Annotated in this window: 19 protein-coding genes and 2 pseudogenes; 6 read left to right on the top strand and 15 right to left on the bottom strand. The window is 63.7% G+C overall.

Going from position 1 to position 22,920, the window contains the following annotated elements; all coding sequences use genetic code 11:
* Positions 1–95 precede the first annotated feature (95 nt).
* Positions 96–572, top strand: a complete 477-nt coding sequence (locus tag EOB80_RS12410; RefSeq protein WP_127327820.1) for an Lrp/AsnC family transcriptional regulator — start codon at positions 96–98, stop codon at positions 570–572.
* Positions 573–610: 38 nt separating this feature from the next.
* On the opposite strand, the gene EOB80_RS12405 is transcribed toward EOB80_RS12410, so the two are convergent.
* A complete protein-coding gene (locus tag EOB80_RS12405) occupies positions 611–1,552 on the bottom strand; it encodes a LysR family transcriptional regulator (RefSeq protein WP_127327819.1) in 942 nt (313 codons plus the stop codon).
* Between the two features lie 72 nt (positions 1,553–1,624).
* On the opposite strand from EOB80_RS12405, the pseudogene EOB80_RS12400 reads away from it, so the two are divergent.
* A pseudogene (locus EOB80_RS12400) lies at positions 1,625–3,699 on the top strand (NADH:flavin oxidoreductase).
* A gap of 57 nt (positions 3,700–3,756) precedes the next feature.
* Positions 3,757–4,232: pseudogene (locus EOB80_RS12395) on the top strand (Lrp/AsnC family transcriptional regulator).
* A 126-nt stretch (positions 4,233–4,358) separates the two neighbouring features.
* On the opposite strand, the gene EOB80_RS12390 reads toward EOB80_RS12395, so the two are convergent.
* The 8 genes from EOB80_RS12390 to EOB80_RS34500 form a co-directional block, all read right to left on the bottom strand.
* Complete coding sequence (locus EOB80_RS12390; RefSeq protein ID WP_127327818.1) at positions 4,359–6,014, bottom strand: ABC transporter ATP-binding protein; 1,656 nt, start codon at positions 6,012–6,014, stop codon at positions 4,359–4,361.
* On the bottom strand, positions 6,011–6,856 hold the full coding sequence (locus EOB80_RS12385; protein WP_127327817.1) for an ABC transporter permease: 846 nt from the start codon (positions 6,854–6,856) through the stop codon (positions 6,011–6,013). Before EOB80_RS12385 ends, EOB80_RS12390 begins: the two co-directional genes overlap by 4 nt.
* Positions 6,857–6,858: 2 nt before the next feature.
* The gene (locus tag EOB80_RS12380; protein WP_127327816.1) at positions 6,859–7,809 is read right to left on the bottom strand and encodes an ABC transporter permease; all 951 of its coding nucleotides are present in this window, start codon (positions 7,807–7,809) and stop codon (positions 6,859–6,861) included.
* 85 nt (positions 7,810–7,894) lie between these two features.
* Positions 7,895–9,505 carry an ABC transporter substrate-binding protein gene (locus EOB80_RS12375; protein WP_127327815.1) on the bottom strand — a complete coding sequence of 537 codons (1,611 nt, stop codon included), beginning with the start codon at positions 9,503–9,505 and terminating at the stop codon, positions 7,895–7,897.
* 63 nt (positions 9,506–9,568) lie between these two features.
* Positions 9,569–10,291: an HAD-IA family hydrolase gene (locus tag EOB80_RS12370; RefSeq protein WP_127327814.1), complete on the bottom strand. Its 723-nt coding sequence runs from the start codon at positions 10,289–10,291 to the stop codon at positions 9,569–9,571.
* Positions 10,292–10,526: 235 nt separating this feature from the next.
* Complete coding sequence (locus EOB80_RS12365; protein ID WP_127327813.1) at positions 10,527–11,900, bottom strand: aspartate aminotransferase family protein; 1,374 nt, start codon at positions 11,898–11,900, stop codon at positions 10,527–10,529.
* 14 nt (positions 11,901–11,914) lie between these two features.
* Positions 11,915–12,754 (bottom strand): GNAT family N-acetyltransferase, encoded by an 840-nt coding sequence (locus EOB80_RS12360; RefSeq protein ID WP_127327812.1) that lies wholly within the window; start codon positions 12,752–12,754, stop codon positions 11,915–11,917.
* 181 nt (positions 12,755–12,935) lie between these two features.
* A complete protein-coding gene (locus EOB80_RS34500; protein WP_164762593.1) occupies positions 12,936–13,076 on the bottom strand; it encodes a hypothetical protein in 141 nt (46 codons plus the stop codon).
* Here EOB80_RS34500 and EOB80_RS12355 point away from each other — a divergent pair.
* A complete protein-coding gene (locus EOB80_RS12355) occupies positions 13,075–13,743 on the top strand; it encodes a haloacid dehalogenase type II (protein ID WP_127327811.1) in 669 nt (222 codons plus the stop codon). The genes EOB80_RS34500 and EOB80_RS12355 overlap by 2 nt on opposite strands.
* 16 nt (positions 13,744–13,759) lie before the next feature.
* Positions 13,760–15,034: an FAD-binding oxidoreductase gene (locus EOB80_RS12350; RefSeq protein ID WP_127327810.1), complete on the top strand. Its 1,275-nt coding sequence runs from the start codon at positions 13,760–13,762 to the stop codon at positions 15,032–15,034.
* Between the two features lie 25 nt (positions 15,035–15,059).
* Here EOB80_RS12350 and EOB80_RS12345 read toward each other — a convergent pair whose 3' ends face one another.
* From EOB80_RS12345 to argE, 6 genes are all read right to left on the bottom strand, one after another.
* Positions 15,060–16,517: an NAD-dependent succinate-semialdehyde dehydrogenase gene (locus EOB80_RS12345; RefSeq protein WP_127327809.1), complete on the bottom strand. Its 1,458-nt coding sequence runs from the start codon at positions 16,515–16,517 to the stop codon at positions 15,060–15,062.
* A 17-nt stretch (positions 16,518–16,534) separates the two neighbouring features.
* Positions 16,535–17,578: a tartrate dehydrogenase gene (locus EOB80_RS12340; protein WP_127327808.1), complete on the bottom strand. Its 1,044-nt coding sequence runs from the start codon at positions 17,576–17,578 to the stop codon at positions 16,535–16,537.
* A gap of 11 nt (positions 17,579–17,589) precedes the next feature.
* Complete coding sequence (locus tag EOB80_RS12335) at positions 17,590–19,053, bottom strand: aldehyde dehydrogenase family protein (protein WP_127327807.1); 1,464 nt, start codon at positions 19,051–19,053, stop codon at positions 17,590–17,592.
* A 148-nt stretch (positions 19,054–19,201) separates the two neighbouring features.
* Complete coding sequence (locus EOB80_RS12330) at positions 19,202–19,555, bottom strand: cupin domain-containing protein (protein ID WP_127327965.1); 354 nt, start codon at positions 19,553–19,555, stop codon at positions 19,202–19,204.
* Positions 19,556–19,578: 23 nt separating this feature from the next.
* Positions 19,579–20,502 (bottom strand): glyoxylate/hydroxypyruvate reductase A, encoded by a 924-nt coding sequence (locus EOB80_RS12325; protein ID WP_127327806.1) that lies wholly within the window; start codon positions 20,500–20,502, stop codon positions 19,579–19,581.
* Between the two features lie 12 nt (positions 20,503–20,514).
* The gene (gene argE, locus EOB80_RS12320) at positions 20,515–21,639 is read right to left on the bottom strand and encodes an acetylornithine deacetylase (RefSeq protein WP_127327805.1); all 1,125 of its coding nucleotides are present in this window, start codon (positions 21,637–21,639) and stop codon (positions 20,515–20,517) included.
* Positions 21,640–21,878: 239 nt separating this feature from the next.
* Here argE and EOB80_RS12315 point away from each other — a divergent pair, with 239 nt between their 5' ends.
* Entirely contained in the window at positions 21,879–22,775 is an 897-nt protein-coding gene (locus EOB80_RS12315) for a GNAT family N-acetyltransferase (protein WP_127327804.1), read from the top strand.
* Positions 22,776–22,920 lie beyond the last annotated feature (145 nt).

Here is a 22,920-nt window from a genome sequence, read left to right as displayed (position 1 = left end):
GTCCGCTTGGATGGACAGGTCAACGGGCTGTGGTAGTGTCAATGTCTATGAGCAAGGCAGCATTTTGTGCTGCGGCGTGTTCTGCGGAGACGACCGTGAAACTGGATCGGATCGATATCAAGATTCTGTACGAGTTGCAGAAGAACGGCCGCATCACCAACGTGGAACTGGCTGATCTGGTGCACCTGTCGCCAAGCCCGTGCCTGATGCGGGTCAAGAGACTGCAATCGGAGGGCTACATCGAGGGCTATTCCGCGCAGATCAATATCGGCAAGCTCGGCCAGACGCTGACCGTGTTCACCGAAATCACCTTGAAGAACCATCGCCAGGTGGACTTCGCCCGCTTTCTCGCCGTGGTTGAGAAGATCGACCAGGTCATCGAATGCCACCTCGTGTCGGGTGGCTACGACTATCTGATGAAGTTCGTGACCGCCGGCATCGCCGAGTACCAGACGATCATGGAACGGCTGACCGACATGGATATCGGCATCGACAAGTATTTCAGCTTCGTCGTGCTGAAGTCCCCCATCGTTAAAGCGCACATGCCGCTGCCCAGCCTGTTTCCGAGGTAGTCCGCGGCGACCGCGCCGTGCTTGTCGCCTGCAGCCCGCTACAAGGTGTCCGGCCGCAAGATCGGGTGCAGTGCTTTCAATTCGGCTTGCATCTCGGCGATCATCCAGGCGCAGATGTCGGAGACGACAGGTCGTACCGGCCTTGAGCGCGGTGCAATCAGCTGATGGATCCGGCCCGTCTTGATTTGCCTGTCCGAGGCCGGAACAAGGGTTCCCTGAAGCAATGCCCTTGAAACGTTGCTGAGCCAGCCGAGCGCCACGCCTTCCCCGTTCATCGCGGCTTGAAGCACGACCGCGTAGTCCGAGAATTCGAGCCACTTTGCCCGGCTGGTCTTACGGTCCGCCACACTGCCCCAGGCGTCCAGCCACTGCTCCTTGGCGTCGGTCAGGTGAAGCAGGGCATGACCTTCCCCGGTTCCGGCATGGATCAACCGGCCGTGGGTCGACAAATAGGATGGGCTGCACACCGGAACGATGATCTCAGGCGAGAATGCCCAGTGGTGATAGTGGGTATCGTCATCGGCCAGGATTCTCGTGGCGAGGTCGACAGTCTCGGCGGGTCCTCGCAGGACGCCCGCGATCAGTTCGAATCTCAGGTCGACGTTGGGAAACCTGGTGTTGAATGCCCCTAACCTAGGAACGAACCAATAGGTTGCCAGAGAACTCGAAAGGGAAAGGGTCACCACCGGCTTTGCAGCGCTGTTCTGCTTGATTCTCCGGATCGCCTCCGCGATGCCGTCAAATCCCTCCCGCACCGCCGAATAGAGGGCGCGTCCGTCCGGGGTCGGGGTCAACCCCGTTGGGCCTCGTGTGAAAAGGGGAACACCAAAATCGGCCTCGAGCTGGGCAATGCTGCGGCTGATCGATGGTTGGGTGACGTTGAACTCGCGCGCCGCTGCCGTGAAGCTACCCGACCGGACAGCCGCTTCGAAGACAAGCAGTCCGCGCGCGGAGGGAACGAGTTTAGCAAAACCAGCCATACGCCCAGCGTACAGGCACCCCAATAATTTACAAACTTTCTACGACCCCGGAAATGGAGAACTATAACCCTGATGAATGGGGCGGAGCAGGACGTGAAGGCAGCGGGATCTCAAGCAGGCAGCCCATCCAGCGATCCTCTGCTTCAGCCGTTTCGGCTCAAGGGTCTGACGCTGCGCAACCGTGTCGTCAGCACCAGTCATGCTTCGATGCTGGACGATGGCGGCCTGCCGCTCGAGCGCTACCAGCGCTACCACGAGGAGAAAGCGCGCGGCGGCCTGGCGATGACCATGGTGGGCGGCTCGGCGATGACGTCGCCCGACTCGAGTTGGGGCGGCGGTCAGCTGGACCTTTCGACCGATCGCATAGTGCCTCATCTCCAGTCGCTGTCGCAGCGGGTGCATCGCCACGGCGCTGCCGTCATGTGCCAGGTTTCGCACCTTGGCCGGCGCGCCACCGCCTATGCCGGGAACTGGCTGCCGCCGGTGGCGCCGTCACGCGTTCGCGAGACGCGGAACCGGAATTTTCCCAAGGAGATGGACGCCGCGGACATCGACAGGATCATCAAGGATTACGCCAGTGCCGCCAGGCGCTGCCTGGACGGCGGTCTGGATGGCGTCGAAACCGTCACCGGCGGGCATCTGATCGGTCAATTCCTCTCGCCCAGAACCAACAGGCGCACGGATGGCTTCGGCGGCTCGCTGGAAAACCGCGCGCGCTTCGGCCTGATGGTTCACGAGGCAATCCGCCGCGCGGTGGGCGACGACTTCGCCGTCGGCATGCGGTTCGTGATCGACGAGGCGGTCGAGGACGGGTCGGATTTCGAGGAATGCCTTGCCTTCGCCAGGCTGTTCGAGCGGGAAGGCCATGTCGACTTCTTCAACTGCATCTTTGGCCGCATGGACACCGACCTGTCGCTGGCTGAGCAGAACATGCCCGGCATGTTCAGCCAGAGCGCGCCGTTTCTGCCGCTGGTCGGACAGTTCAAACGGGAAACCAGGCTGCCCGTGATCCACGCCGCAGGCATTCGGGACATAGCGACGGCGCGGCATGCCATCCGCGAGAACCTCGTCGACCTGGTCGGCATGACCCGCGCGCATATTGCCGACCCCCATATCGTCAACAAGGTGATGCGCGGCGAAGAAGAACGCATTCGCCCGTGTGTCGGCGCGTCCTACTGCCTGTACAAGAAGGTGCAGTGCATTCACAACCCGGCCAGCGGCCATGAAACGATCATCAGCCATACCATCATGCGGGCCGAGACGCCGAAACGGGTGGTCGTGGTCGGCGGAGGTCCGGGCGGTATGGAAGCGGCAAGGGTCGCCGCCGAGCGCGGCCACCGGGTGAGCCTGTTTGAAGCCGGAGCGCGACTTGGTGGGCAGGTGCTCGTCGCGGCCTCGGCGTCCGACCGCAAGGATCTCATCGGCATAGTCGACTGGCGTACCGACGAACTCGTGCGGCTTGGCGTGGAAGTCCGTCTCAACACCTATGCGGACGCGGAAATCGTCCTTGCCGCAAGACCGGACACTGTCATCGTCGCCACCGGCGGCATTCCGGATATGGAACGGCTGGAGGGCGCTGAACATTGCGACAGCGTCTGGGACGTCCTGACCGGGGTCGTGCCGGCGAAGGACGACGTGCTGATCTACGACGAGACCGGACGCCAGGCCGCAATTTCCTGCGCCCTGCATCTTGCCCGCGACGGGCGCGTGGTCAGCTTGGCGATAGCGGACGACACGCTGGCGATCGAGACGCCCTATCCGGACAGGGTAAGTTTCCGCAAACGCGCCTCGGAACGCGGCATCCGCGTCGTCGGCGATGTACGCCTGGTCAAGGCAGTGCGCCAGGGCAACGGCATCGCCGCCACGTTCCGGCATGAACTCACCGGTGCGGAAACGGAAATGATGGCGGCCCAACTCATTGTCGAGCGCGGCACGGTCCCGATGGAGGATACCTACCAGGAATTGCGGCGCGCTCAGCCAACAACGGCGTCACCGACATAGCACTGATGACGGGAACGGAAACGAAGCGGGACAATGGTCCCCAAGCTGCCGGATCGTTCGTCTTGCACCGCATTGGAGACGCAGTTGCCAGCCGGGACATCTACTCATCGATCTATGAGGCCTACCGGCTCTGCTCGCAATTGTAACAGGGTGAAAGCCGGCTGCGGCAGGCTGATTTGCCCTGACAGGAAGCATCCTAGCCCATGAAACTCGATCGGATCGACATCAAGATTCTGTACGAGCGCAGAAGAACGGCCGCATCACAAATGTGGAGCTGGCGGAACGGGTCAATCTCTCCCCCAGCCCCTGTCTGATGCGGGTAAAGAAGCTGCATGCCGAAGGCTATATCGTGCGTTATTCGGCGCAGATCGACATCGCGAAGCTGGGGCGGACGCTCACCGTCTTCACCGAAATCACGCTCAAGAACCATCGCCAGATCGACTTCGCGCGTTTCCTTGCCGCCGTCGACAAGGTTGATGCGGCCGTCGAATGCCACCGTGTTTCCGCCCGCTACGACTATTTGATGAAATTCGTGGCCGCCGGCATCGGCGAGTACCAGGAGATCATGGAGCGGCTGAGCGACATGGATATCGGCATCGACAAGTATTTCAGCTTCGTGGTGCTGAAGTCTCCCATCGTCAAGGCGCACATGCCGCTGCCCAGCCTGTTTCCGATGTAGTCAGAGCAATTCCAGGAAAAGTGTGAAGCGGATTTCCCGGGAAAAGCGCGTAGCGCTTTCCCTAGGGAATTGCTTTAAAAACAAATAGATAGGCGGTTAGCTGTTTCCATGAAACGGCTAACCGCCCTATCGCTGGCCGAACTGGCTGACGAGTTCGGGGTCGCGGACGAGGCCATCGAGCCATGTCGGATCGAGCTTCGGCACGGAGGAGAACAGAAGCTTGGAATAGGGGTGGGTGGGCGCCTGCAGCCTGTCGGGCGTGATCTGCTCCACCCGCTCGCCATTGTACATGACCATGATCTCGTCGCAGATCGCTTCCACGACGGAGAGGTCGTGGCTGATGAAAATGTAGGAAAGGCCCAGCTCGCGCTGCAGCTCCTTGAGCAGTTCGATTACGGCGGCCGCCACCACCGTGTCGAGCGCCGAGGTGATTTCGTCGCAGATGATCAGCTTGGGTCCGGCCGCCAGGGCGCGCGCGAAGTTCACGCGCTGCTTCTGCCCGCCAGAAAGCTCCGACGGGCGACGGTAGCGCAGCGTCCTGGGCAGGCGAACCATGTCGAGCAGTTCGTCGACGCGCTTCGAGCGCGCCTGCCGGTCGAGCCCGTGATAGAAGGCCAGCGGCCGGGAAATGATGTCCTCCACGGGCTTCGCCGGATTGAGCGCGGTGTCGGCATACTGGAACACGATCTGCATCTCGCGCAGCTGGTCCTGGCTGCGTTTGCCTGCGGCGCGCTGCAATTCCTTGCCGTCGAATATGATGTCGCCGGCCGCCGCCGGATGGATGCCGGCGATGACGCGCGCCAGCGTCGATTTTCCGCAGCCGGATTCGCCGATGACGCCGAGATTGCGCCCCTTCTCGACGACCAGACTGACGGAATTGACAGCGCGGACAAGCGGTAGTCCGTCAGCCCGCACCGCACCATAGCCGGCAGTCACATTGTCGATACGCAGCAGCTCTTTCGTCCCGGCATCCGCGTCCGCATGTGCTTGCCGCGGGTTCGGCTCGAAGGCAGCCAGCAGTTCGCGCGTATAGGGGTGCTGGGCAGCCGAAAGTATCTGAGCCGTGGTGCCGGTCTCCTGCACTTCGCCGCCTTTCAGCACCACGATGCGGTCGGCGATCTGGGCGACGACCGCGAGATCATGGGAAACGTAAACGCCCGCTATCCCGCCAGCCCGCATGACCGACTTGAATGCCTTGAGCACGTCGATCTGCGTCGTCACGTCGAGTGCCGTCGTCGGCTCGTCGAAGATCATCAGCTTGGGATCGCCGATGAGCGCCATGGCCGCCGACAACCGCTGCAATTGCCCGCCCGAAACCTGGTGCGGATAACGCGCGCCGATCCCTTCCGGATCCGGCAGCGACAAGGCCCGGAACAGCTCGACCGCTCGCTTTCGCGCTTGCTCGGGCGGCATCAGGCCGTGGATGCGTGTAACCTCGATCACCTGTTCCATGATGGTGGACGAAGGGTTGAAGGAGGCGGCGGCACTTTGCGGAACATAGGCAATGTCGGTGCCGCGCAACCTTGCGCGTTGCTTTTCGGAAAGTGCCGCCATGTTCTTGCCGTTGACATTGATCTCGCCGCCGGTGATCCGGCAGCCAGGCCGCGCATAGCCCATCAGCGAGAGCGCGATCGTCGTCTTGCCGGAACCGCTCTCGCCGATCAGGGCGACGATCTCGCCATCGGCGATGTCGAGGCTGACGCCCTTGATGATTTCGACGACACGTCCGGCGTCGGTCGTCGCCTCGATCTTCAGGTTCCTGAGCTCGACGAGATTGCTCATAAGTCCCTGTCCCTGATCTTCTGCGGCAGGTTGTCGATCAGCAGGTTGACGCTGATGGTGAGGCTGGCGATCGCCAGCGAGGGAATGATGACGGCGGGGGCCGCGAAGGGCAGGCCGCCGATGTTCTCGCGCACCAGCGCGCCCCAGTCGGCGAGCGGCGGTTGCAGGCCGAGTCCAAGGAAGGACAGGCCGGAGAGTAAGAGCACGATGAAGACGAAACGCAGGCCGAAGTCGGCCAGCACCGGGCGGATGATGTTGGGCAGGATCTCGGACCCGATGAGATAGGCGGTGCTTTCGCCGCGGACGCGGGCGACGGTCATGAAGTCCATGCTGTTGATGTTGACGGCGAGCGCCCGCGCGAAACGGTAGGCGCCCGGTATATAGATGACGGCGAGCGTCAGGATCAGCGCCGGGATCGACGAGCCGACCGCGGCGACGACCACAAGGCCGAACAGCTTGCTGGGGATCGAGTTCATGGCATCGAGGAAACGGCTGAGGCAGCTGTCGAGCCAGCCGCCGGTGACGGCCGCGATCATCCCCAGCACGACGCCGGAGAAGCAAGCGATGGCGACGGCGGCGAGCGATATGCCGACGGTGTAGCGCGCGCCCATCAGCACCCGTGAGAGCATGTCGCGCCCCAGATAGTCCGAGCCGAGCCATAGGCCCTGACGCATCGGGCCGAAATAATCGTCGTCGACGATGTCGCCGATCGAATGGGGAATGATATAGGGCGCGAAGATGGCGATCAGCGTCCACGCCAGGATGACCAGCGCGGCCACGACGCCCACGAGATTGTAGCTGTGACCCAGGAAGGACCGTCGGGAAGTTGCCACGCGCGCCATCGTCACCTGAGCCTCGGGTTGGACATGATGGCGATGATGTCGGCGATCGTGATGAGCAAGAGATAGCCGAGGCAGAAGATCATTGCGCAGCTCTGGATCAGCGGCAGGTCGCGGGTCGCGACCGCATCGACCATCAGCTTGGCGATGCCGGGATAGTTGAAGATCGTCTCCACGATGATGACGCCGCCGACCAGATAGGACAAAGACAGCGCAACCGCGTTGACGATCGGCCCGAGCGCATTGGGAAGTGCGTGCTTGAGCACCATGCGACCGCGTGAGGCGCCTTTGAGAAGCGCCATCTCGACATAGGGCGTGGAGAGCGTTTCGATCACCGCGGCGCGGGTCATGCGGATCATCTGGGCGGAGATGACGAAGGTGAGCGTGATCACCGGCATGGCATAGATGCGCACGAGGTCGGTCAGCGTATGTGCCTCATTGACCGAGGACAGCGCCGGCAGCCATTTGAGATAAACAGCGAAAAGCAGGACCGCCAGCGTCGCGACCATGAACTCCGGCACCGAGATGACGCCGATCGCAAGAATGGTGACGGTGCGGTCGTAGAAGGAGCCGCGCAGCATCGCGGCGGTGATGCCCAGCGTCAGCGCCAGCGGCACCGAAAGCAGCGTGGTGATGCCGGCGAGCTCCATGGTGTTGACGAAGCGCCCGCCGATCAGCGCCGCGACCGGCATCTCATTGGCATAGGAGGTGCCGAGATCGCCGTGGAGCAGGCCGAGAAGCCAGCGCAGGAAGCGCAGGATTGCCGGATCGTTGAGATGCATGGCCTCGCGCAAGCCGGCGACGGCTTCAGGCGTAGCCGCCTGGCCGAGCAGGATCGACGCGGTGTCGCCGGGCAGCATGCTGGTGGCGAAAAACACGGCGAACAGGACGATCAGAAGTGTAACGACCGCGATCGCCAGCCGCTTCAACACGAGGTTTAAAACCCCAGACGTCATGGAAGCGCTCCTGCGGTTGCGTTCGGCCAAGCCATGTTGCGCAATTGTACCGGGGACCGGCTGTCCGGTCCCCGGCAGGCGCCTCTCAGGCTTCGAGCCAGAGATATTCCGCCATTGCGTAGCCCATCATGCCACCGAGCGGGTTCGCCTCCAAACCCTTCGCCTTGCTGGAGAGGGCATCCACGTTGGAAATGTAGGCCGGGATGATGGTGCCGGCCTCCTCGGAGATCATGGTCTGCATCTGGCCATAGATTTCCTTGCGCTTGGCCTGGTCGAGCGAGCCGCGCGCCTCGATCATCAGCTTGTCGAACTTCTCCGACTTGTACTGGCTTTCGTTCCAGGGCGCGTTGGAGGCGTAGAGCAGCGAGAACAAGATGTCCGGCGTCGGGCGTGGATTGATGTTGCCGAAATGGATCGGCGCCTTGAGCCAGTAATTGTCCCAGTAGCCGTCGGACGGGACGCGCTGGACGTCGAGCTTCATGCCGATGTCGGCGCCGGCGGCCTGGATGATCACCGCCATGTCGATCGACGAGGTCGCGGCGTCGGAGGCGATCACCGGGATGGACTGGCCGAGCAAGCCCGATTTCTGGAAGTGGAACTTGGCCTTGTCGGGGTCGAAGGCTTTCGGCTTGAGGTCGGCATTGTGGAAGATGTTCGCCGGCGAGACGGGCTGGTCGTTGCCGACTTCGCCAAGGCCGCGCAATGCCGATTTGACGATCTGCTCGCGGTTGACGAGGTATTTCATGCCGGCCACGAAGTCGGCCTTGTTGCCCGGATCCATGTCGAGCCGGATGTTGAGGTCCGTGTAGTTGCCCGAGGTCGTCTTCGACAATTCGAAGCCCTGCTGGCCGCCAATGAGCTTCATCGCGCGCGGATTGATCGAGGCGGCGAAGTTGATGTCACCGGAAAGCAGCGCGTTGACGCGGGCGCTGTCGTCGCTGATGGCGATGAATTCGAACGAGTCGAGATAGGGCTGGCCTGATTTCCAGTAGTTCTTGTTCTTGGTGACGACCGACCGCACGCCCGGTTCGAACGTCTGCAGCACGAAGGCGCCGGTGCCGTTGCCCTTGGAGAAATCGGTGGTGCCGTCCGCCACGATCATGAAGTGATGCAGCGCCAGGATGGTCGGGAGGTCAGCATTCGGATCGGCGAGCGTGATTTCCACGGTCGACTTGTCGACCGCCTTGAAGCCGGTCATCTGCGCGGCGATCTTGGCGACTTTGGAACCGACCGCCGGATCGAGATGGCGCTTCATCGAGAAGACGACGTCGTCGGCGGTGAGGGCCTTGCCGTCGTGGAAGGTGACGCCCTTGCGCAGCTTTACGGTCCAGGTCTTGGCGTCCTTGCTGTCGAAGCTTTCGGCCAGCTCCATCTGCGTGACGCCATCCTTGTCGAGGAAAGTCAGGCGGTTGTAGAGCGAACAGCAGCGGACATAGTCGGTCGACAGCGACGCCTTTGCCGGATCGAGCGTGTCGGCGGTCGACGACGACCAGCCGGCGGCCTTGAAGCTCCCGCCGGAAACCGGCGTGGCAGCGACGGCATTGGTGGCGCGGCCAAGCACCATGCTGCCCGCGGCAACCGCGGCGCCGCCGGCCAGCAGCATCTTGAGGAGTTCGCGGCGGCTCGCGCCCCGCCGAATGGCATTCTCGACCATGGCATCGTCTGCGCTGGTCCAGTTCGTGATCTTGTCGGTCATATCATTCCCCTTTCGTTTGTTTTTCCGGGTTGCTCGTCTTGCTGCGGCTTTCCGGGCTTGGGCTCAGGTTCGTTGCTTCAGGCTTTCCCGCACGGCGGCGGCAAGGGCCGCCATTGAGGTGAAGTGGTAGTCCGGCGCGGTGAAGCGCTCGGGCTCGATCGTGCCGCCATAGCCCTTCTGGGCGTGCCGGCGCTCGATCCAGCAATTGGTCATGCCAAGCGCCCGGGATATGCCGATGTCGTGGTACTGGCTTTGCGCGACGTGCAGGATGTCGTCCTTGCTGTCGCCCCGGGAGGCCACGAAATCGAAGACCTTCTGGAAGAAGGCCGGGGCCGGTTTCTCCGTGCCTGTATCGTCGGCCGTGAAGGTGGCGAAGAAGGGCGATCCGAGCTGCTTCTCGAAATGATCGAGCGCCCAGCGCCGGGCATTGGTCATGGCAATCAGCCTGTGCGACTTCGCAAGGTCCGCCAATGCCGCCGCGCTGTCGGGGAAGCCTTGCCAGACGCTGGCGGAATCCCGTAGGCGGACGCCGTATCTCTCCTCGGGCGGCAGGCCGAGCCGCGGCGCGATGACTGTGTAGACACGCACGAGATCGTCGGGAAACACGCTTGCATCGGGCATGTAGCGGGCCTGCCGGTAAAGGCTCAGCGCTTCCTCGCCATTGAGCGAAACGCCGGCCTCGGCGGCAATCCCGGCCAGGCAAGTCGTGATGCCGCCTTCGAAGTCGATCAGCGTGCCGACGACATCGAAGGTCATGTATTTGGATTCGCTAAAGCCCCTGGCCAAGACTGGGTCTCCTCTGCGCGCGGCCGAATTGCATGTGTTGAACAGAACAAAATTCCGTGCTGTCCGGGGCGTAGGCCTTTTTCGAAGGCCCGGATATCCGGGCTTCTGGCCTTGTCGTATCAACAGTCTGGCACTTCCCCCGCGCTGGATTCGCCGAAAAGGCGTGAGGGGGCGGCACAAAATTGCGAAATCGTCTGCCCGGCGATATTTCGAGACACGACATATTTCGCCCCCATCATGCCAGAGCCTGGCGGACATCGGGATCGGCCAGCGTCTGGTCGAGCGTCCGGCGCGTGCGTTCGATGATCGCGTCGATGTCGCTGTCGGTGCAGCAGAGCGGCGGTGCGTAGCCGATCACCCCGTTGGCAAAGGCACGGATGATCAGGCCATTGTCCCACGCTCTGTCGAAGACGCGCCGCGTCGGCATGGCCGACGCCGGAAGCGGTGTCTTCTTCTGCTTGTCGACCACCAGTTCGATCGCGGCAAGCATGCCGCGGCCGCGCACGTCGCCGACCAGCGGATGGTTCCTCAGACCCTCCAGGCCAGCCATCAGCCGGGCGCCGGCCTTGATGCCGTTCTCGAGAAGGCCGTCTTCGTAGAGCTTCAAAACTTCGAGCGCGACGGCGGCGCTGACGGGATGGGCGGAATAGGTGTAGCCGTGGCCGACGGCCGAGGCGCCTGCGCCATCGGCGATGACGTCGTAGACATGATCGGCCATGAACACGGCCCCCATGGGAACATAGCCCGAGGTCAGCCCCTTCGCGGTCGTCATGAAATCGGGAACGATGTCCTCATCGGCGCAGGCGAACAAGGGTCCCGTGCGGCCGAAGCCGGTGATGACCTCGTCGGCGATGAACAGGATGCCGTGCTCCCGGCAGAGCTCGCGCATAGCCTTGATCCAGCCTTTCGGTGGCACGATGACGCCGCCCGAGCCCTGGATCGGCTCGGCATAGAAGGCGGCGACCCGTTCCGCCCCGATCTCCTCGATCTTGGCCTTCAGCGCGGCGAGCGATGCGGCGATGATCGCGTTGCCGTCCTCGCCCACCGGGTTGCGATAGGGATAGGGGGAGGGGATCTTGTGCTGCCATTCGAAGGGAATGCCAAAACCGGCGTGAAAGGCGGGCAGTGCGGTCAGGCCCGCGCCGACCACCGACGACCCGTGATAACCCTGCTCGATGGAAATGAACTGGTCGCGCGTTGGCTCGCCCCTGGCATTCCAGTAATAGCGGACGAAACGGATCGTGCTGTCGACCGCGTCCGACCCGCCAAGCGTGAAAAAGACGTGATTGAGGTCACCTGGCGCGCGCTCAGCCAGTTCCGAGGCGAGGCGGATGGCCGGCTCAGAGCCGAGGTCGAAATAGGCGGTGGCGTAGGGAAGCTCGCGCATCTGCCGGGCCGCCGCCTCGACGATGCTGTCATGGCCGTAGCCGGCGTTGACGCACCACAACCCCGCGAAGCCGTCGAGAAGTTGCCGGCCGGACGCATCGGTCACGGTCGCCCCCCTCGCCGATTTCAAGACGCGCACGCCTTGCGCCTCATGACCACGGTATGAAGAGACCGGGTGGATAAGATGGGCGCGATCGAGTTCGATCAGGGAATTGGCGAGCATTGTTGTCCTCCGGACTAGCCCAGCGCCTGGTTGGCGAGGGCGTAAACTTTCGGTCTGGCCTGTTCCATGTTCGTCTTGGGTGGACGGTCCATGGCCACGCCGCCGCCGACATGGGCGAGGCCGATTTCCTCGAGCCAGCCGGCGATGCCGGTCCCGCTGCCGGTATCGACGCGCAGGAAGGCGCCGGGACGCGGCGCGGCGAAGAAGCCGATCAGGGCCTTAGCCTCGTCGGTGCTTCCCGCGATGACCGGACCGATCACCTCGCCGCGTCCGAACGGGCGGATCGCGGCATAGGCCTCGATGGCGCCGTTACGGCGGATGACCGCGAATTGGCCGCGCTCCGCCAGCGCATCGATCAGAGCTTCACGGTCGGCGCCGTAGGCATCGCGGTCCAGCGCCTTGATCTCCGCGAGGTCGGCGGTGCCCGCCGCTTCCACGCCGCCGGGCGCACCAAGCTCGGCAACGCTGCCCTGATGTTGCCGGATCGTACCGGACGGCACGAAGCCGAGTTTTTCATAGAGCGGCATGCCGTCCGCTGTCGCGACGAGCCGCAGCGGACGGTCGCCGGCAAGTGCGAAGGCTTGATCCATCAGCCGGCGCCCAAGCCCCTTGCCCCGCACATTCCTGTCGACGATCACCATGTTGATCATGGCGCAATCCATGCCATAGGGCGTCACCAGGATGGTTCCGGTGACACGGCCCTGATCGTCGAGCGCGACCGCACCGTTCGAGAGCTGCAGCGCCATCTGCCAGTCCTGCGGCCGATGCGGCCAATTCTCCTGGCGCGAAAGCACCACCGCTCCCTCAATATGGTCCGGCCCGAAGGCCTGGAGTTCGATCTCGCCCTGCTGCATGAGGCATCCTTCCGTCTAGTGCCCAAGTCTCGGCCATCGGCGCGCCGCAGATCATCTGAAGGCATTGGCTTCGGCGGTATCTTTCGCCGTAGCGCAAGCGGTGCGCCGCATCTTGTGCTGGCATCGTCCGCGGCGGATGCGTTTCACGCCGATCGCGGCGCCGCGATCGGCACGCCAGATGCTACAGCGTGCCAAACCGGATGGCGGATACGGAACTTTCTGCTTTCGGGAGGGCGATTTCGGTCAGGTGGGTCGCCACCTGCCGTCCTATGATGAAATACATCCCAGCGCGGATGTGCTTCCACCGGAGATCGACGGACATGGCTTCCTTCAGGCCCAAATACATCACCTTCGACTGCTACGGCACGTTGACCTTTTTCCAGATGGCGGAAGCGGCGCGCGACCTCTATGGCAGCCGGCTCGACGAGCCGCGCATGCAGGAATTCATCAAGAACTTCGCGGCGTATCGGCTCGACGAGATCATGGGCGACTGGAAGCCCTATGCCGACGTCGTCCACAATGCGCTCGAGCGCACCTGCAAGCGTAACGGCGTCGCCTTCAGCGCCAACGATGCCCGAATGGTCTACGAGCGCGTCCCGACCTGGGGGCCGCACGCCGACGTTCCGGCCGGCCTGGCGAAGGTCGCCAAGGAAATTCCGCTGGTCATCCTGTCCAACGCCATGAACGCGCAGATCATGTCCAATGTTGAAAAGCTCGGCGCGCCGTTTCATGCCGTCTACACCGCCGAGCAGGCGCAGGCCTACAAGCCCCGCTTCAAGGCCTTCGAATACATGTTCGACAGGCTGGGCTGCGGCCCGGAAGATATTCTTCACTGCTCGTCTTCGTTCCGCTACGACCTGATGTCGGCACACGATCTCGGCATCAAGAACAAGGTCTGGGTCAATCGCGGCCATGAACCGGCCAACCCGTACTACGGCTATGTCGAAATATCAGACATTTCCGGTCTTCCAGGCGTCGTTGGGCTCTGAAACAGGCGGATTGCCGATGAAGTTCGTCTCCTACTGGCACGACACGGCCCCTGTCTTTTCCGGCGGGGCGCAAGGCCCGGTCGAGGGGCACTACGATGCCGCCATCATCGGTGGCGGCTTTACAGGTCTCGCCGCCGCGCGCCAATTGGCGAAGGCTGGAGCCAAGGTGGCCGTGCTGGAGGCGGAACGTGTGGGTTGGGGCGCATCTGGACGCAATGGCGGACACCTAAACAATGGCCTCGCCCACGGCTATCTCTCCGCCAAGGCGGAGCTCGGCAAGGAACGCGCCATCGCGCTCTACCGGGCGCTCGACGACTCCGTCGACACCATCGAGGCGCTGGTCGCGGAGGAAGGCATCGACTGCAATTTCCGCCGCGCCGGCAAGCTGAAGCTCGCCTCCAAGCCGCAGCATTTTGATGCGATCGCCCGCAACTTCGAAGCCCTCCATGCCGAAGTGGATCCCGATACGGCGCTGCTGTCTGCGGCGGATCTCAAGTCCGAGATCGGCTCGCCATTCCACGGCGCGATGCTGTCGAAGAAGAGCGCCATAATGCATATGGGCCGCTATGTGGCGGGTCTCGCCACTTCAGCCGCCCGCTATGGAGCCGTGATCCACGAGAACGCGGCGGTTACCGACCACACGCAGGCCGGCGGCAGGCATGAGCTGACCACCTCGCGTGGCCGGATCAGCGCCGACAATGTGCTGGTGGCGACCGGCGCCTACACCACGCCTGATTTCGGCTATTTCCGCCGCAGGATCATCGCTGTTGGCAGCTTCATCATCGCCACGCGGCCGTTGAGTGACGCTGAGATCACTGCCACCATGCCGGGCAACCGGACATGCGTGACCTCGATGAACATCGGCAATTACTTCCGGCTTTCGCCGGACAGGCGGCTGATCTTCGGCGGCCGCGCGCGCTTTTCGGCGACATCCGACCAGCGCTCCGATGCCAGGAGCGGAGAGATATTGCGGGCAGGCCTCGCGGCGATCTTCCCGCAACTCGCCAAGGTCGAGATCGACTATTGCTGGGGCGGGCTGGTCGACATGACCAAGGACCGCTTTCCGCGCGCCGGTTACCATGACGGTGTCTGGTTCGCGATGGGCTATTCCGGCCACGGCGCGCAGCTCTCCACCCATCTCGGCATCATCCTCGCCGATGCCATGCTCGGCCGCGAAGATCGCAATCCGATGAAGGGGCTCGAATGGCCGTCCATTCCCGGATACTCCGGCAAACCCTGGTTCCTGCCGATGGTCGGCCTCTACTACAAGGCGCTCGACCGTATTCAGTGATCGCCGATCCGGCCCGATCGGGGCTTCAGCCCAGCCCGCCGATGTGGAAGCTCTTCATCTCTAGATACTCCTCGATGCCGGCCTGCGCGCCCTCTCGCCCGAGGCCGGACAGCTTGACGCCGCCGAAGGGGGCGACCTCGATCGAGACCGAGCCGGTGTTCAAGCCCACCATGCCGAACTCCAGCGCCTCACCGACGCGCCAGGCGCGTTTCAAATTCTCGGTGTAGAAGTAGGACGCAAGCCCATAGGGCGTGCCATTGGCCAGCGCGATCGCTTCCTCTTCCGTCTCGAAACGAAAAAGCGGCGCGACCGGGCCGAAGGTTTCCTCGCCGGCGAGCTGCATGTCTTTCGTGGCGCCGGTCAGCACCAGCGGCGCGACATATTGAGGACCGTCCGGCAGAGCCGGCTTCTCGGTGATGATCGCAGCACCCTTGGCGAGCGCGTCCTCGACGTGACGCTTGATCTTTTCGACCGCCGCCATGTTGATCATCGGCCCGATGGCGACGCCCGGCTGCGTGCCCGGCCCCACTGTCATGGCGTTGACGCGTGCGCTGAGCTTCTCGGCGAAGCTTTCGTAGACTCCGGCCTGGACGAGGATGCGGTTGGCGCAGACGCAGGTCTGGCCGCCATTGCGGAACTTGGAGACCAGCGCACCCTCGATGGCGAGATCGAGATCGGCGTCGTCGAAGACGATGAAGGGTGCGTTGCCGCCGAGTTCGAGGCTGAGCCGTTTCACGCTGTCGGCCGCCCCGCGCATCAGCAGCGAACCGACCCGCGTCGAGCCGGTGAAGGAGATCTTGCGGACGGCCTCGTTCGCCATGATCTCGTTGCCGATCTCCGTGGGCATGCCAGTGACGATGTTGATGACGCCGGCGGGGATGCCGGCGCGCTCGGCAAGCACGCCGAGCGCCAGCGCCGAATAGGGCGTGAACTCGGATGGCTTGATCACCACCGTGCAACCGGCAGCCAATGCCGGCGCGACCTTGCGGGTGATCATCGCATTGGGGAAGTTCCACGGCGTGATGATGCCGCACACGCCGACCGGTTCCTTCAGCACGATGATGCGGCGGTCGGAGGTGGGCGAGGGGATGGTGTGGCCATTGATGCGGCGCGCTTCCTCCGCGAACCATTTGACGAAGGACGCGCCGTAGCGGATCTCGCCCTTGGCCTCGTCCAGCGGCTTGCCTTGTTCGGTCGTCAGGATCAGCGCGAGATCGTCCAGATGAGCAAGCATCAGGCCATGCCAGGCCTCCAGCAGGGCAGCGCGCTCGGCGTTGGTTTTCTTTCTCCAATCGCGATAAGCGGACGCCGCGGCCTCTATGGCCGCACGTGTGTCCGGACCGGCCATGTCGGGGACTGTGCCGATCGCCGCCTGGGTTGCCGGATCGATGACGTCGACCGTCCCGCCGGAGCCGGCAGCGACCCACTTGCCGCCAATCAGGCCGGCTTGGCGGAGGAGACTTTTATCTTTCAGGTTTTTCATCGAAAACAACCTTGCAATCAGGTGAGTGCCGCGACGACAGCGGCGGTGATGGCCTCGGTCCGGTCCTTGCCGGCAATGGTGCCTATGCCTCTGGCGGTGGTGGCTTCGACCGTCTTCATAACGCGGTCGGCCGCAGCCTTTTCGCCGAGATGTTCGAGCATCATGGCGCCGGACCAGATGGTGGCGATCGGATTGGCGATGCCCAGATGCGCGATGTCGGGCGCCGAGCCGTGCACCGGCTCGAACATCGACGGCGCCGAGCGGCCGGGATTGATGTTGGCCGAGGCGGCGTAGCCGAGCCCGCCCTGGATCGCCGCGCCGATATCGGTGAGGATATCGCCGAACAGGTTGGAAGCGACGACCACGTCGAGGCTCTCCGGCGCCATGATCATGCGCGCGGCGAGCGCATCGACATGATAGCTTGTCACGGCGACGTCAGAGTACTCCGCGGCCAGCTTTCGCGTGATCTCGTCCCAGAACACCATCGAATATTTCTGCGCATTGGACTTGGTGACGGAGGCCAGCTTGCCCCGACGCGACCGCGCTTGCTCGAAGCCGAAGCGCAGGATGCGCTCGACGCCGGCACGGGTGAAGATCGAGGTCTCGACAGCGACCTCATCCAGCGTGCCTTGATGCACGCGCCCGCCGGCGCCGGAATATTCGCCTTCGGTGTTCTCACGGATGCACAATATGTCGAAACCTTCCGCCCGCAGCGGGCCGGTCACGCCCGGCAGCAAGCGATGCGGCCGGATGTTGGCGTACTGCACGAATGCCTTGCGGATCGGCAGCAGCAGCCCGTGCAGCGAAACGGAATCCGGCACCTCCGCCGGCCAGCCGACGGCGCCGAGGAGGATGGCGTCAAAGCCGCGCAAGGTCTCGATGCCGTCCTCAGGCATCATGCGGCCAGTCTCTTTAAAGAAGCGGCAGGACCAGGGAAACTCGGTTCCTGTCAGCGCAAAGCCGGAGTGTCGGGCCGCCGTTTCCAGCACTGTCCATGCGGCGGCGGTCACATCGCTTCCGATGCCGTCACCGGGGATCAGGGCGATCGAATAGGACTTCATCGGCATCTCTTCTATAGGCTGATCAGGACGCTCTTGGTCCTGCGGTTGGCGAGATAGGCCTCGCGGCCGAGATCCTTGCCGATGCCGGAGCGCTTGTAGCCGCCGGTCGGCAGGATATGGTCGCGTGAGCGGCTGTAGCGGTTGACCCAGACAGTGCCTGCTTCAAGCTTGCGCGCGAAGCGGATCGTGCGGGACAGGTCGGAGGTGAACAGGCCGGAAGCCAGCCCGTAGGTTGGATGGCTGGACAGCGCCAGCGCCTCTTCCTCGGTCTCGAAGGTCTGGATGGTCAGGACCGGGCCGAAGATTTCCTCGACGATCGCCGGATTGGCCTGATCGACATCGGCGATCAGCGTCGGCTGGTAGAAATAGCCGGGGCTGTCCATGACGCCGCCACCGGTCAGGCATTCGCCGCCGGCCGCGATCGCGGCGCGCACGATGCTGTCGACACGCGCCCGCTGCCGCTCCGAGATAACAGGCGAATACTGTGTCGCGTCGTCCCAGGTCGGGCCGGGCAGCACCGCCTTCATCCTCTCCAGGATCGCGGCCGTCAGCCGGTCGGCCACGCTCCGCTCGACGATCAGGCGCGTGCCGGCGACGCAGGCCTGGCCGGCATTGAAGGTGACGCTGCCGGCGATGGCCGTCGCCGCCTTCTCCAGATCGGCATCGGCGAAGACGATTTGCGGGCTCTTGCCGCCGAGTTCCAGCGTCATCGGCTTGACGCCAGTGCGGGCGACGTTCTCCATGATCGCGGATCCGGCGCGGGTCGAGCCGGTGAAGCTGACCTTGGCGATTTCGAGATGGCCGGTCAGCGCCGTGCCGGTCGTCGGACCGTCTCCCAGCACCACGTTTATGAGCCCTGCCGGCAGGCCCGCCTTGACGGCGAGTTGCGCCATATAGACTGCCGAGAAGGGCGTCATTTCCGACGGCTTCAGCACGACCGCATTGCCCGCGGCCAATGCCGGACCAAGCTTCCATCCGGCCATCGAGATCGGAAAATTCCAGGGCGTGATCGCGCCGACCACGCCATAGGGCTCGCTCATGATCATGCCGAGAGTGGCGTCGTCGGTCGGCACGAGCTCGCTGCCTTCCTTGTCGGCGAACTCGGCAAAGAAGCGGATCTGCTCGGCGGTGATGGCGATGTCGCCGGCAACGAGCTGGCCGACGGGCCGGGTCGAGCACAGCGCCTCGATCCTGGCCAGCGTTTCGGCCTCCGCCTCGATCAGGTCGGCCCAGGCCTGGAGCGCCTTCGTTCGTTCGCGCGGCCGAACACCACCCCAGTTGCTGGACTTCAGCGCCGCCTTGGCGCTTTCCACGGCACGGTCGACCATATCGGCGCCGGCCACCGGGCAGGCGGCGTATGGCTCGCCGTCCGACGGTCGGTGCATCTCGATCGCACCCTCGGCCGCGATCAGCTCGCCGCCGATGAAATGGCCGACGGGGAGGGAGACGGTATCCGGGTCGAAGCTCAGGCCCATGGCACCCACTCTGGAATATTCCGCAAGAGCCTAACGCGGGCAGCAGCGCAGCATGCACCGTTCGGCGATCGGTCGCGGATGATTGTTGTGTGCCGGCGATGACAGACGGCAAAATCTGTTGCGGAGGCCGGCGCCTCGAACGCTCCCGTTATCCTACGGTTACGTAGATCTTGCGCACCGTTTCGATGGTCTTCCAAATCCCGGTGAAGCCAGGTTTCATCACGAAGCTGTCGCCGGCGCGATAGGTCACCGGTTTGCCGCCGTCGGGCGTGATTTCGATCACGCCGGAGAGGATGTGGCAGAACTCGAACGTCTCGCCCTTGATCGAGCGCGTTTCGCCAGGCGTCGCCTCCCAGACGCCGGTATGGACGAGGTCGTCCTTGGCGGCGTCCTGCGCCCAGGTCTTGAAGGCGGGGTTGCCGGAAATCAGCCGTTCGGGCAGCGCCCCGGATTCGCGCGGTGGGAAGGCAGGACTGGTATCGACGGTCTTGAGCAGGGACAAGGGATGGCCTTTCATGTTGAGTTTCAATAGCCGCGCGATCGGTCGACGAGCCCGATGGGGTCAAGACCGGCGCGGTATCGCCTGATGTTGTCGACAACGGCCTGTGCGGCGCTGGCGGGCTGGGTGACGCTGGCGACATGCGGGGTCAAAATGACCTTTTGATGCGACCAGAACGGATGGCCCGCCGGCAGGGGTTCGGGATCGGTGACGTCGATCATCGCCGCCGAAAGGTGGCCGCTGTCGAGCGCGGCGACAAGGGCTTCCTGGTCAAGCTGCGGCCCCCGACCGGCGTGGACGAGCGCCGCGCCCTTGGGCAGTTTCGCAAACAGTTCGGCATCGAGAAAATCGCGCGTCTCGTCGGTCAGCGGCAGCAGGCAGATCAAAATGTCGCTGGCCGCGAGCATCTCGTTCAGCCCGAGCTCGCTATGATGACAGGTCACGCCCTCGATCCGCCGCGGCGAGCGGCTCCATCCTGCAAGCGGGAAGCCGAAGGGCTTCAGCCGGTCGAGGACGGCCTGGCCAAGCTGCCCGAGGCCGAGCACGCCGACCCGGCGCGACCCGGCCTGCGGCTGCGCGATATCGGTCCATTCGCCGGCGCGCTGCTGCGCCAGATATCCAGGCAGGTTGCGGTGGAGCGCGAGCACGGCAAGCGTCACATATTCCTGCATCATGCGCACGATGCCGTCCTCGATCATGCGTACGATCTTCACGTTCGCAGGCACCGCATCGAGGCGAAACTGGTCGACGCCGGCGCCGATGGAAAACAGGATTTCCAGGTTCCTGTAGCGGCCGAGATTATCCGGCACGGTCCAGCTGATCAGATAACGCACGGCGTCGGGATCAACCTTTGCGGCATCCATCGTGAAGGGGACGTCCGGCAGCTCTCTCGCGAAGGCATCGGCGAAGACCGCCCCGCGGCGCGCATCGGAGTTGAACAGAAATGTCATTCCGGTTCCTCGTCAAGCCGCGCAGCGGGCGCCCAAGGCCTCGATCAATCGCTGGCAGGCCGTGAGCTCGCTGGCAAGGATGTACTCGTCCGGCTTGTGGGCGCGGTCGATGTCGCCGGGGCCGCAGATGATCGCATCGAGCCCGGCGGCCTGGTAAAGCCCGGCCTCCGTACCGTAGCTGACGGCGGCAAGCGGCACCTCGCCGATCAAGGCATGCAGCAGTCCCGCTAGCGGTGCGTCTGGCGGCAGCGACATCGCCGGATAGGCGCTCATCGGTGTCCACTCGATGCGAAAGCCATCGGCTGCAAGGGCCTCGGCCCGCGCCTTGACCGGCGCCAGCAGGCTGGCCGGGTCGACGCCAAGTATGGCGCGCGCCTCTAGGTCCAGCGTGCAGGTGTCGGGGATGATGTTGACCTGATGTCCACCCGCCACCACACCCGCTTGCAGCGAGGAGTAGGGCGGTTCGAAGGCAGGGTCGAACGGACCGTGCGTCAGCCGTTCGGCCTCGTTCACGGCCGCGCCCAGCGCAGCGGCCATGGCATGGATGGCGTTGAGCCCGAGATCGGGCCGGGAGGAATGGCCGGAGCGCCCGTTGATGATCACGCGGGCGGCCGCCTTGCCCTTGTGGCCGCGCACGGCGCGCATCCCGCTCGGCTCACCAACGATGACGCCGAGCGGCTTTGCGCAAAGTTCGGGAAGGCGGGCGATCAAATGCGGCACGCCACGGCATCCCACTTCCTCGTCATAGGAGAAGGCGAGGTGGATTGGCCTGGCAAGGCGCAGTCGCGCCAGCGCAGGCACCGCCGCGAGCACTGCTGCAAGAAACCCCTTCATGTCTGTGGTGCCACGTCCGTAGAGCCGTTCGCCCTCCTTCCGTAACGCGAAAGGATTCGAACTCCATTGCGGCTCGCTGGCGGGAACAACGTCCATATGGCCGGACAGTATGTAGCCCGGGACGTTGGCGGGGCCGATCGTCGCGAAAAGATTGGAACGATCACCTTCCGGCCCTGGAACCACGGTGACCTGGGTTCCGTGTTCCGCGAGATAGGTCTCGATCCAGCCGGCGATATCGCCGTTCGGCCTGCCGGCGACCGATGGAAAGGCGACGAGACGGTCGAGGATGTCGAAGACGTGCATTCCAGCCCTCAAAGCGTTTCGGGTTCGCCGGAATCGGTGCCGTCGACCATAAGCTGCCAAATTTCCAAAGAGGATGTGCGCGTTCTTTCGCGATTGCGTGCCGAAAGCTGAAATGTTTCAGTTGAATCTTGCGTTGCAGCGCGGCTTTCGAGCAAATCGTACCGGTCGGCTCGTTTAGCGTTGGCGGGCAGAGGGTGGCATCAGTGGGTGGCGCTCTGGTGAGGAAATCTTGCAGGGGCATGGAATTGAAGCCGTCCGGAAGCTTGAAAATCGATACCTTCTCGATGCGCATTGGCGACATCGAAGACGTCGAACTGGACCGTTTGCACGCGCTCTCGCTCTCCGTGGGATGGCCGCATCGCGCCGAGGATTGGCAATTCGTGCGTGAATCGGGGCAGGGGTTGGTGGCGCTCGATGAGATTGGCCGGGTTCTCGGCTCGGCCATGTGGTTCACGCATGGTGCCGATTTCGCCACCGTGGGCATGGTCATCACCTCACCGCGACTCCAGACGTTGGGGGCGGGGCAATGGTTGATGAAGCGGGTCTTCGACAAGGTCGTCGGCCGCGACTTGCGCCTCAACGCAACGCGCGCGGCAAGGCGGCTCTATCTCTCGCTCGACTTCCAGCCGGAGAAGACCGTTTATCAATGCCAGGGCATCGTCCGTGCGCAGACGACAGTTGGGCAGGAAAATACCCGCGGCGAAGTCCGGAGTTTGGTCGAAAATGATATTCCCGCCGTGATCGCGCTCGACGCGGCAGGGTTTGGCGTGAGGCGGGCGGCGCTCATCGAGAAGCTTTTCGCACACTCGGCCGGCTATGGTCTTTTCAAGGGTGACACGTTGAACGCGTTCGCGCTCTGTCGGCCGTTCGGGCGGGGCCATGTCGTGGGTCCGGTCGTGGCGGACAGCGACGCCGACGCCGTGGCGACCGTTCGGCCACACGTCGCCGACCACTCGGGGTCTTTCCTGCGAATCGACACCCACATGAACAATGGCGAGTTCGCCGCCTTTCTGTCGCACGCTGGAATGCCGGTCTTTGACACGGTGCTGACCATGTCGCTGGGCAAGGGCATCGCCGACATTCCGGACGGCAACTCGCTGAGGACCTATGCCTTGGCAAGCCAAACCCTCGGGTAGTTGCCTTCTGTCGCGCCATGGTGCCGGCCTGGTCGGCCCTATGCTCCCGGACCACCATGCGCCTCATCTCGGAGAGTACAATCTTGCTGGTTCCTTGAAAGCAAACATCGTGGCTGTCATGAGCATCAGCAATTCCGGGTCGCAT

The sequence above is a fragment of the Mesorhizobium sp. M7A.F.Ca.MR.245.00.0.0 genome (assembly GCF_003997415.1).
GTDB lineage: Bacteria > Pseudomonadota > Alphaproteobacteria > Rhizobiales > Rhizobiaceae > Mesorhizobium.
Note: the sequence above shows the minus strand (reverse complement) of the source record. Positions and strands in the feature narration are given on the sequence as shown.

Bases quoted from the DNA above. Each gene is read 5' to 3' on its own strand.
- EOB80_RS12375 (WP_127327815.1), bottom strand. From the start codon at position 9,505: ATGACCGACAAGATCACGAACTGGACCAGCGCAGACGATGCCATGGTC.
- EOB80_RS12365 (WP_127327813.1), bottom strand. From the start codon at position 11,900: ATGCTCGCCAATTCCCTGATCGAACTCGATCGCGCCCATCTTATCCAC.
- EOB80_RS12340 (WP_127327808.1), bottom strand. From the start codon at position 17,578: ATGAAGTCCTATTCGATCGCCCTGATCCCCGGTGACGGCATCGGAAGC.
- EOB80_RS34500 (WP_164762593.1), bottom strand. From the start codon at position 13,076: ATGTCCGTCGATCTCCGGTGGAAGCACATCCGCGCTGGGATGTATTTC.
- EOB80_RS12335 (WP_127327807.1), bottom strand. From the start codon at position 19,053: ATGGGCCTGAGCTTCGACCCGGATACCGTCTCCCTCCCCGTCGGCCAT.
- EOB80_RS12350 (WP_127327810.1), top strand. From the start codon at position 13,760: ATGAAGTTCGTCTCCTACTGGCACGACACGGCCCCTGTCTTTTCCGGC.
- EOB80_RS12380 (WP_127327816.1), bottom strand. From the start codon at position 7,809: ATGACGTCTGGGGTTTTAAACCTCGTGTTGAAGCGGCTGGCGATCGCG.
- EOB80_RS12390 (WP_127327818.1), bottom strand. From the start codon at position 6,014: ATGAGCAATCTCGTCGAGCTCAGGAACCTGAAGATCGAGGCGACGACC.
- EOB80_RS12405 (WP_127327819.1), bottom strand. From the start codon at position 1,552: ATGGCTGGTTTTGCTAAACTCGTTCCCTCCGCGCGCGGACTGCTTGTC.
- EOB80_RS12325 (WP_127327806.1), bottom strand. From the start codon at position 20,502: ATGACATTTCTGTTCAACTCCGATGCGCGCCGCGGGGCGGTCTTCGCC.
- EOB80_RS12385 (WP_127327817.1), bottom strand. From the start codon at position 6,856: ATGGCGCGCGTGGCAACTTCCCGACGGTCCTTCCTGGGTCACAGCTAC.
- EOB80_RS12345 (WP_127327809.1), bottom strand. From the start codon at position 16,517: ATGAAAAACCTGAAAGATAAAAGTCTCCTCCGCCAAGCCGGCCTGATT.
- EOB80_RS12315 (WP_127327804.1), top strand. From the start codon at position 21,879: ATGGAATTGAAGCCGTCCGGAAGCTTGAAAATCGATACCTTCTCGATG.
- EOB80_RS12355 (WP_127327811.1), top strand. From the start codon at position 13,075: ATGGCTTCCTTCAGGCCCAAATACATCACCTTCGACTGCTACGGCACG.
- argE (WP_127327805.1), bottom strand. From the start codon at position 21,639: ATGCACGTCTTCGACATCCTCGACCGTCTCGTCGCCTTTCCATCGGTC.
- EOB80_RS12360 (WP_127327812.1), bottom strand. From the start codon at position 12,754: ATGCAGCAGGGCGAGATCGAACTCCAGGCCTTCGGGCCGGACCATATT.